At 50.7% G+C, this 1,131-nt stretch carries 2 protein-coding genes; both read right to left on the bottom strand.

The window, feature by feature from the left end:
• On the bottom strand, window positions 1–255 hold a 255-nt coding region (locus D6694_10080), incomplete at its 3' end, for a ParA family protein (GenBank protein ID RMH40429.1).
• 276 nt (window positions 256–531) lie between these two features.
• Window positions 532–960, bottom strand: a complete 429-nt coding sequence (locus D6694_10075) for an SAM-dependent methyltransferase (protein RMH40428.1) — start codon at window positions 958–960, stop codon at window positions 532–534.
• Window positions 961–1,131: the final 171 nt, after the last annotated feature.

Below are 1,131 nucleotides of genomic sequence, written 5' to 3'. Positions count from 1 at the left end.
CTGAAAGTCCATGTCGATGACCAGTACGCGTTTGCCTTTTTTTGCCAGATACCAGGCCGTGGCTGCCAGTGCAGTAGAACGACCCACTCCGCCTTTTACCGAAAAAAAAACCAATCTTTCGGGACATCTGGTGCGCTTGGTGCAGGGCACGTCCCTCACAGTAGCCCATTCATTGCCCATAAGGAGCCGCTCTACAACGTACACCGGCGGAGGATCATCCTTTTCAAACAAGGGAAATTCCGGACCTGCCGGCATCGCTGGCAACTCTTCTTCCAAAAAGAGTCGTGCCCCTTCCGGATGCACCCAAGGCGCCAATTCACCTGCTCGGTTGCGCACAAATGATTCGATGTCAGTTCGAAGCGACTTTTTGATTCCCTTTGGCAAAATAAAAGAAATGCGCCCTTTGATATCACGATTGATAACAAGCTTCTTGCCTTTCGGCAATGCAGTCACCCACTTTTCTCGCTCCAGCAACCGCCGCAATGCAGGGACTACCTCGTCATAGCGCATACAGAAATGTATTTCAACATTTTAAATAAAGCCCGCCAACTTTGCTCGATTATATACATTCTCTACTTCTTTCAGCCCCTCAAGATGGTCATCCACTACAGCCTTGGTAAAATTTGATTGAGGTTCGTAGCGCTGGGCCACATGCCATACGTGAGGATGGGCGAACGGTGACGGGGTACTCAGATGTAATGCCAGAATGGCGCCATGAGTATTTGCCACAAACTGCTGGAAAGCATTCCAAATAGCAGGCAAGTGTACACGATATTTTTTGCTACGAGGTGAACCACTTTTTTTGTCCACGGGCATGCCAAGAGCCATCATCACCGCTTTCAATCCGCATTCGGCAGCCAAGCCAGCCAAATGGTCGGCATTGGCCCACCGTTTTTCCTCGTACAAGATTTGGCAATCCTGTTTATGGCGATGAAAGGCATCATTGAAATCTGCTATCATGAAATGCGTTTTGGTCAAAAATAACACACCTTGGCTGCTGGACAAAAAGCCGTCAGCAGGACTGGTATCCCCCTGACGGCTCGTTCATCGTGCGCTGGCAACCTCACGCCCTCACACGTCGATCGACTCGGGCAGGCGCACGGGCACCACCCAGCCGAACTTGTCTTCGCG

The organism is Gammaproteobacteria bacterium (assembly GCA_003696665.1).
In the GTDB taxonomy this organism is placed as follows: domain Bacteria; phylum Pseudomonadota; class Gammaproteobacteria; order Enterobacterales.
The sequence above is the reverse complement of the archived record's forward strand: the minus strand, read 5'-3'. Positions and strand labels throughout refer to the sequence as shown.